The organism is Nocardioides mangrovicus (genome assembly GCF_003674065.1).
GTDB classification, from domain to species: domain Bacteria; phylum Actinomycetota; class Actinomycetes; order Propionibacteriales; family Nocardioidaceae; genus Marmoricola; species Marmoricola mangrovicus.
The window spans coordinates 367,286-373,943 of record NZ_RDBE01000007.1 but is presented as its reverse complement, the minus strand read 5'-3'; the positions used below and the strand labels follow the sequence as shown (position 1 = coordinate 373,943).

The window sequence follows — 6,658 nt, the reverse complement described above, 5'->3', positions numbered from 1 at the left end:
CAGGTCGGCGCGCCAGGAGGACACGAACGCCGGTTGCGTCGTGCCCAGCACCGTCTTGAAGGCCGTGGCCACCGGCGTCCCGGCCTTGACCGCGTCGTAGAAGGCCACCATCTGCTGCTCGCCGTAGGTGCGGCCGATCAGCCGGCAGACGGTCCACGCCTCCTCGTAGGTGGCGCCAAGCCCCGTGGCCGAGGGCGAGAGGTCCGAGGCGCTCGGCAGGTGCCGCGGCGCACCCCGCTGGCGCACCCGGGCCAGGATCTGGCCGGCCGCCGTCGCGACCGGGATGTCGGCGTGCACCAGCGCGACGTAGTCGGCGAAGCCCTCCAGCAGCCAGGTCGGCATGGCGGTGGTGAAGGTCGCACCGGTCGCGACGTGCGTGGTCTCGTGGCTGAGCACCACCTGCGAGCCCCGCGGGCCCAGCTGGTCGAAGACGGCCGGGTTGAGGAACACGTGCACCGGCGTGTCCTGGTCCTCGGAGCCGTCAACCGTCGTCGTCACGGCCGCGATCTGGCGGTACTCCCCCGACCTGGCGTGCAGCAGCGACTCCAGGGCCGCCTGCGACGCAGGCACCTCCACCACCAGCCGACCCCGCCAGCTCGGCAGCACCCGGCGCACGGCGCCGACCGCGCGGCGGGCGAGCAGATCGTCGGTGGCCACGGCACTGCCCGAGCCGTGGGCGTCCATCACCAGCGTGTCCGCCGAGCGGCGCACGGTGAGCGGCCCGGTCAGCCACAGCGCCGAGCGCTCGTCGCCGCCGTCGAAGCCGACCAGCGTGGTACGACCCGCGCTGGTGTGGAAGGTGGCGCGGCTGTCGAGCTCGCTGGCGTGGTCGTCCTCGGGCAACCGCCACCGCACGCTCACCACGGCGTGCCAGGTGGCGGCATCGTCGGCGGCGGTGGGCGCCACGAAACGGAACGAGATCCCGGTCAGGTCCAGGGCCGCGGCGTTGTCGTAGACGGCCTTCACCGCCGTGCCGTGCCCTGGTGCCGCCAGCGCGGTCACCGCCGAGCGGTCGCGCCCGTCCAGCCCGTGGGCCAGCCGGCGCAGGAGCGTGGCGGCGGCGCTGTTGCGCGACGCGGAGTCGTCACCCGGCGCCTGGGGCGGCTTGATCTCCGACCCGCCGCAACCCGCCAGCCAGGGCAGCGTCAGCAGCAGCCCGGCGAGCAGGAACAGCAGGGAGCGGCGCGTGGTCGGGCCCTGCGTCAGCCGGGTCGGACGGCGCCGGAGTACGGCATGGCGTGCAGACCGGTGACGCGGACGCCCACGCTGGGGTTCTCGGCGTTCACGATCAGGCCGTTGCCGATGTACATGCCGACGTGGTGCACCGGGGAGTAGTAGAAGACCAGGTCACCGGGCTGCAGGTCGGCCTCGGAGACCGGCGTGCCCGAGCCCATCTGGGCGCTCGAGGAGTGCGGCAGACCGACACCCGCCTGGCCCCAGGCGGCCATCATGAGTCCGGAGCAGTCGAAGGAGCTCGGCCCGGCGGCGCCCCACACGTAGGGCTTGCCGACCTGGGCCAGCGCGTACTTGACCGCCGTGCCGGCGGCCCCGGTGTAGCCGAGGTTCTGGTACTGCGAGGGGTCGACGCCGGCCATCATGGCCAGCCGCTGCTTTTCCTGCAGGTCCGAGAGCACGGCCTTCGCCGCGGCGGCCTTCTTGTCGATGACCTGCTTCTGGGTGCGCAGCGTCGAGCGGGTCCGGGTCAGCGAGGTGACCTGGTCGTCGGCGGCCTGGCGGCGCAGCTTGAGCTGCTTGAGCTGCACCTGGTAGCCGGCGATGACCTGGCCGCGCTGGGAGTTGTAGGAGGACGCGGCGTTGAGGTTGTCGATGAAGGCCCGCGAGTCGGAGGAGAACACGACCTGCGAGGCGGTGGAGAGCGAGTTGCCCTGGTACTGCTGCACGACCAGCGCGGCGACGTCGTTGCGCAGCCGGTCGACGACCTTCTGCTGCTGGCTCAGCGCCGACTGCAGCGCGGTGAGCCGCACCCGCGAGGCGTGCAGCTGGATCCGCGCGGCGTTGTAGCGCTCGGAGGCCTCCTCGGCCTGGGCGTAGAGCCGGTCGACCTTCTTCTTGACCTTGTCGATGCGCGGCTCGGCGAGCGGCGACGTCGCGGCCGTCGGGGTGTCCGGAGAACCCGGGTCGGCGGCAGCGGGGGCGGCAGCGTGCAACCCGAGCAGGCCACCCACGAGCAGGGTGGTCATGAGGGCAGAGCTGCGGATACGGCCGAACCTCAACGCGGTCGGTCCCTTTCGTGTCGACGCTTACCAGGTGAGCTGACGGATTCGGGCTCACGATTGCCCTACCGGTCCCTCTGGGGAGGGTCCGGATTCACCCCACGTACTTGGTTCCCCGGCTCGGCGCCCGATGTCTCGGACCCCGACTCAGCGTGGCCTCCGAGCTCGCCCGGTCGGCGAGCTGGGTCGGATGCCGAAGGGCACATTAGTAGAGCCCCGAACCGCGTACAAACCCATCCTGGCCACCCTGTGGAGACTCGTGGGACGGAAGTTTCGGGCCTGGCCGGACGTCTATTTCCGACATAGTCACCATGGGTCACACCGGCCCCACCAGACGGGTCAGATTCCGCCGAAATTCGCGCCGAGCCGTCCAGACCAGTGGAACCGCGCCCGACCTCCTCACGTCGAGTTCGGGTCGAGGTGCGCGCGAGCCCGGGCGTGTCGGGCGTGTCGGGCGCGGCGCGGCGAGCGCCTCAGGCCGACTCGACCTCGGGCCCGGACACCGGCGTCACCAGCCGCAGCGGCGGGACCAGGCCCGACCCGGCCAGCACGGCGAGGGCGTCGCGCTCGTCCTCGGCCAGGTGCTCGGTGGGCGGACCCAGCAGGACGGTGACCACACAGTCGTGGCAGGCCGGGCCGCGGGCCAGGCACAGGTCGCAGTCGACGTGGATGCTGCTCATCTTCGAAGGCTCCGGTTTCTCGCGGGGAAGCGGGACACCAGGAGCCTGGCAGCGCCCACCGACAGTTCCGGCGGAGGAGAGCACGGCGGCCGCCCCACGGCGCGTCGGTGGACGGAACTGTCGGCGGGCGTGCCTAGCGTGTTCGGACATGGGTTCGACCAGGGCAGCCGGCGCCACCGCCGCCTCGAGGCACGGCGCGCAGCTGAGCTTCGACGAGATCGGCCGGCCGCTGCGCGGGCTGACGTTCTGCGTCGTCGACCTCGAGACCACCGGCGGCTCGGCCGAGGGCGGCTCGATGATCACCGAGATCGGCGCGGTGAAGGTGTGCGCCGGCGAGGTGCTCGGGGAGTTCCAGACCCTGGTCAACCCGCACGCCGCGATCCCGCCCTTCATCGCGGTGCTCACCGGCATCACCGACTCCATGGTCGCCGACGCGCCGAGCATCGAGCAGGCCCTGCCGGCGTTCTTGGAGTTCTCCCGAGGTTGCGTGCTGGTGGCCCACAACGCGCCGTTCGACGTCGGTTTCCTGCGCCACTTCGCCACCGCGCAGGGCCTGGCCTGGCCGGCCTACGACGTCGTCGACACCGCCAAGGTCGCCCGCCGCGTCATCACCCGCGACGACGCGCCCAACTGCAAGCTCAGCTCGCTGGCCCAGGTCTTCCACGCCACCACCGCGCCCAACCACCGGGCGCTGGCCGACGCGCGGGCCACCGTCGACGTGCTGCACGGGCTGATGGAGCGCCTCGGCGGACTCGGCGTCCACACCCTGGAGGAGCTGCAGACCTTCTCGGCCAAGGTCTCCGCCGCCCAGCGCCGCAAGCGCCACCTGGCCGAGTCGCTCCCCCACGCCCCCGGTGTCTACCTGTTCCGCGACGAGCGCGACCGTGTGCTCTACGTCGGCACCTCCCGCGACCTGCGCACCCGCGTCCGCAGCTACTTCACCGCCTCGGAGACCCGCTCGCGGATCGGCGAGATGGTGGGCCTGGCCGCGCGCGTGTCGGCCGTCGAGTGCGCCACGGTGCTGGAGGCCGAGGTGCGCGAGCTGCGGCTCATCGCCGCCCACAAGCCCGGCTACAACCGGCGCAGCCGCTTCCCGGAGAAGGTGCACTGGATCAAGCTCACCGACGAGCCCTGGCCGCGCCTGTCACTGGTGCGGCAGGTGCTCGACGACGACGCCGACTACCTGGGCCCGTTCGGTTCCCGCAAGGCCGCCGACCGGTGCCTGGCCGCGTTGCACGAGACCTTCCCGGTGCGGCAGTGCTCGGGACGGCTGGCCCGTCACGCCCAGCGCTCGCCGTGCGTCCTGGCCGAGCTGCACCGCTGCTTGTCCCCCTGCGACGGCAGCGCGTCGGCCGACGCCTACGCCGCGGTGGTCGCCGACCTGCGCGCGAGCCTGCTCCACCACGCCGACGAGGTGGTGGCCACCATGACCGCGCGCATGGACGACCTCGCCGCCGACCAGCGCTTCGAGGACGCCGGCCGGCTGCGCGACCGGCTGGCCGCCTTCGTCCGCGCGGCCACCCGCACCCAGCGGCTGGGCGGACTCTCGCGCTGCGCCGAGCTGGTGGCCGCCCGCCGGCGCGACGACGGGCGGTGGGAGGTGCACGTCGTGCGCTACGGCCGGCTCGCCGCCGCCGGGCTCATCCCCACCCAGGCCCATGCCGGCGCCTGGGTCGACCAGCTGCGCGCCAGCGCCGAGACGGTGCTGCCCGGCCCCGGCCCCACGCCGGCGGCCAGCGCCGAGGAGTCGGAGAAGATCCTGCGCTGGCTGGAGTCGCCCGGCGTGCGGCTGGTCAGCCTCGAGGGCGAGTGGGCCTGCCCCATCCGAGGCGCCGGCCGCCATGTCGCACGCCACGACGCCGCGCAGACCTCGCGCGAGAGCCTCGTGCCCTTCGACGAGCGGCGATCGCTGCCGATCGTCCACCAGCCGGCCCGGTAGCCGGCTCGGTAGATTGCCCCCATGATCACCGCCATCGTCTTCGTGAAGGCCGACGTCGCCCGCATCCCGGAGACGGCCGAGGCGATCGCCGCGCTCGAGGGCGTCAGCGAGGTCTACTCGGTGACCGGCGGCGTCGACCTGATCGCGATGATCCGCGTGCGACACCACGACGACATCGCCGCGGTCGTGGCCGACGAGCTGAACAAGGTGCCCGGCATCCTCTCCACCGAGACCCACATCGCGTTCCGCACCTACTCCCAGCACGACCTCGAGGCCGCGTTCTCGCTCGGGCTCGACTAGTCCCCCGATCCGGCTCAGCCCGGTTCAGGACGAGGCCGTCACCCAGCGCTTCAGCGTGGCGGCCGCGGCGCCCTCGTCGATCGAGGCCGTCGCGCGCACCATGCCGTGCCGGAGCCGGTCGGGCAGCGGGCCGTCCTCGGCGGCGTGCACCGCGAGCGCCGCGCCGGCGTTGAGCAGCACGGCGTCGCGCACCGGACCGGTCTCGCCGGCCAGCACGCGACGGACCACGTCGGCGTTGTGGTCGGCGTCGCCGCCGCGCAGCGCCTCGGCGGTGCCGCGCGCAACACCCAGCTCGGCCGGGTCCAGCCGGTGCTCGACGACCTCGCCGTCGCGGGCCTCCCAGATGCGGGAGGTGGTGGTCGTGGTCAGCTCGTCGAGGCCGTCGTCGCCGCGAAAGACCCACGCGTCGACGCCGCGCCGGGCGAACACCGCGGCCATCAGCGGCGGCGCCCCCTCGAAGGCGCAGCCGATGGCCTGGGCGGCAGGCTTCGCCGGGTTGGCCAGGGGCCCGAGCAGGTTGAAGGTCGTGGCGATGGCCAGCTCACCGCGCGCGACGGCCGCGTGACGCAGCGCCGCGTGGAAGGCGTTGGCGAAGCAGAACGTGATGCCGGCCTCGGCCGCGACGCGGGCGACGTCGGCGGGTGGGAGGTCGAGCCTCACCCCGAGCCGCTCCAGCACGTCGGCGGTGCCGGCCTTCGAGGAGGCCGAGCGGTTGCCGTGCTTGACGACCCTCGCGCCCGCCCCGGCGGCGACGATGGCCGACATCGTGGAGATGTTGACCGAGAACGACCGGTCGCCGCCGGTGCCGACGACGTCGAGCGTGCGGCCGGGGATGCTCAGCGGCACGGCGCGCTCGTAGAGGGCGTCGACCAGCCCCTGGACCTCGTCGACCGTCTCGCCCTTGGCCCGCAGCGCCACGGCGAAGCCCGCGATCTGCACCGGGGTGGCCGCGCCGGCCAGGATCTCCCCCATCGCCCAGGCGGTCTGCTCGGTGTCGAGGTCCCGGCCGGCGACGAGGCCGGTGAGGACCTCCGGCCAGGTGGGCATCAGCCGGCGGTCGGTGAGGTCAGCGGCCGCAGCAGCCGCAGCGCGACCTCGGCCAGCTGCAGCGGGTCGATCGGGTGCGGGGCGACCGCCTCGGCCCGCGACCACGTGGCCAGCCAGGCGTCCTGCGGGCGGCCGACCAGCACCAGCACGGGCGGGCACTGGTAGATCTCGTCCTTGAGCTGCTTGGCGATGCCCATGCCGCCGGCCGGGACCGCCTCGCCGTCGAGCACCACCAGATCGATGCCGCCGGCGTCCATCTGCTGCAGCACGACGGGCTCGGTGGCCACCTCGACGTACTCCATCTCGGGCAGGTCCGGGTGCAGCCGCCGGCCCAGTGCCAGCAGCACCTGACGGCGCACGTTGGCGTCGTCGGAGTAGACGAGAACCTTCAGCGACGGGCTGCTCACAGCCGAAACTCTAGACCGAGCGGCGTCGCCGGGGGGTCGGGGTGCTCGCCG

Annotated in this window: 6 protein-coding genes, 1 pseudogene and 1 riboswitch; of the genes and pseudogenes, 2 read left to right on the top strand and 5 right to left on the bottom strand. The window is 73.3% G+C overall.

What is annotated here, in order from left to right:
- The 3 genes and pseudogenes from D9V37_RS20245 to D9V37_RS11310 all read right to left on the bottom strand — a co-directional run.
- A pseudogene (locus tag D9V37_RS20245) lies at positions 1-1,002 on the bottom strand (hypothetical protein); the annotation flags it as partial.
- A 200-nt stretch (positions 1,003-1,202) separates the two neighbouring features.
- A complete protein-coding gene (locus D9V37_RS11315; protein WP_121806246.1) occupies positions 1,203-2,201 on the bottom strand; it encodes a C40 family peptidase in 999 nt (332 codons plus the stop codon).
- Positions 2,202-2,243: 42 nt separating this feature from the next.
- Positions 2,244-2,397, bottom strand: a riboswitch (cyclic di-AMP (ydaO/yuaA leader).
- 310 nt (positions 2,398-2,707) lie between these two features.
- Positions 2,708-2,914, bottom strand: coding sequence for a hypothetical protein (locus D9V37_RS11310; RefSeq protein WP_121806245.1), 207 nt, complete (start codon positions 2,912-2,914; stop codon positions 2,708-2,710).
- A 148-nt stretch (positions 2,915-3,062) separates the two neighbouring features.
- On the opposite strand from D9V37_RS11310, the gene D9V37_RS11305 reads away from it, so the two are divergent.
- Together D9V37_RS11305 and D9V37_RS11300 are read left to right on the top strand one after the other, a co-directional pair.
- Positions 3,063-4,853, top strand: coding sequence for a DEDD exonuclease domain-containing protein (locus D9V37_RS11305; protein ID WP_121806244.1), 1,791 nt, complete (start codon positions 3,063-3,065; stop codon positions 4,851-4,853).
- Positions 4,854-4,874: 21 nt separating this feature from the next.
- On the top strand, positions 4,875-5,153 hold the full coding sequence (locus D9V37_RS11300) for an Lrp/AsnC family transcriptional regulator (RefSeq protein WP_121806243.1): 279 nt from the start codon (positions 4,875-4,877) through the stop codon (positions 5,151-5,153).
- Positions 5,154-5,177: 24 nt separating this feature from the next.
- Here D9V37_RS11300 and trpD read toward each other — a convergent pair whose 3' ends face one another.
- Both trpD and D9V37_RS11290 read right to left on the bottom strand, forming a co-directional pair.
- Positions 5,178-6,200, bottom strand: a complete 1,023-nt coding sequence (gene trpD / locus D9V37_RS11295; protein WP_121806242.1) for an anthranilate phosphoribosyltransferase — start codon at positions 6,198-6,200, stop codon at positions 5,178-5,180.
- Complete coding sequence (locus tag D9V37_RS11290) at positions 6,200-6,607, bottom strand: Rv3143 family two-component system response regulator (RefSeq protein WP_121806241.1); 408 nt, start codon at positions 6,605-6,607, stop codon at positions 6,200-6,202. Before D9V37_RS11290 ends, trpD begins: the two co-directional genes overlap by 1 nt.
- Between the last annotated feature and the right edge of the window lie 51 nt (positions 6,608-6,658).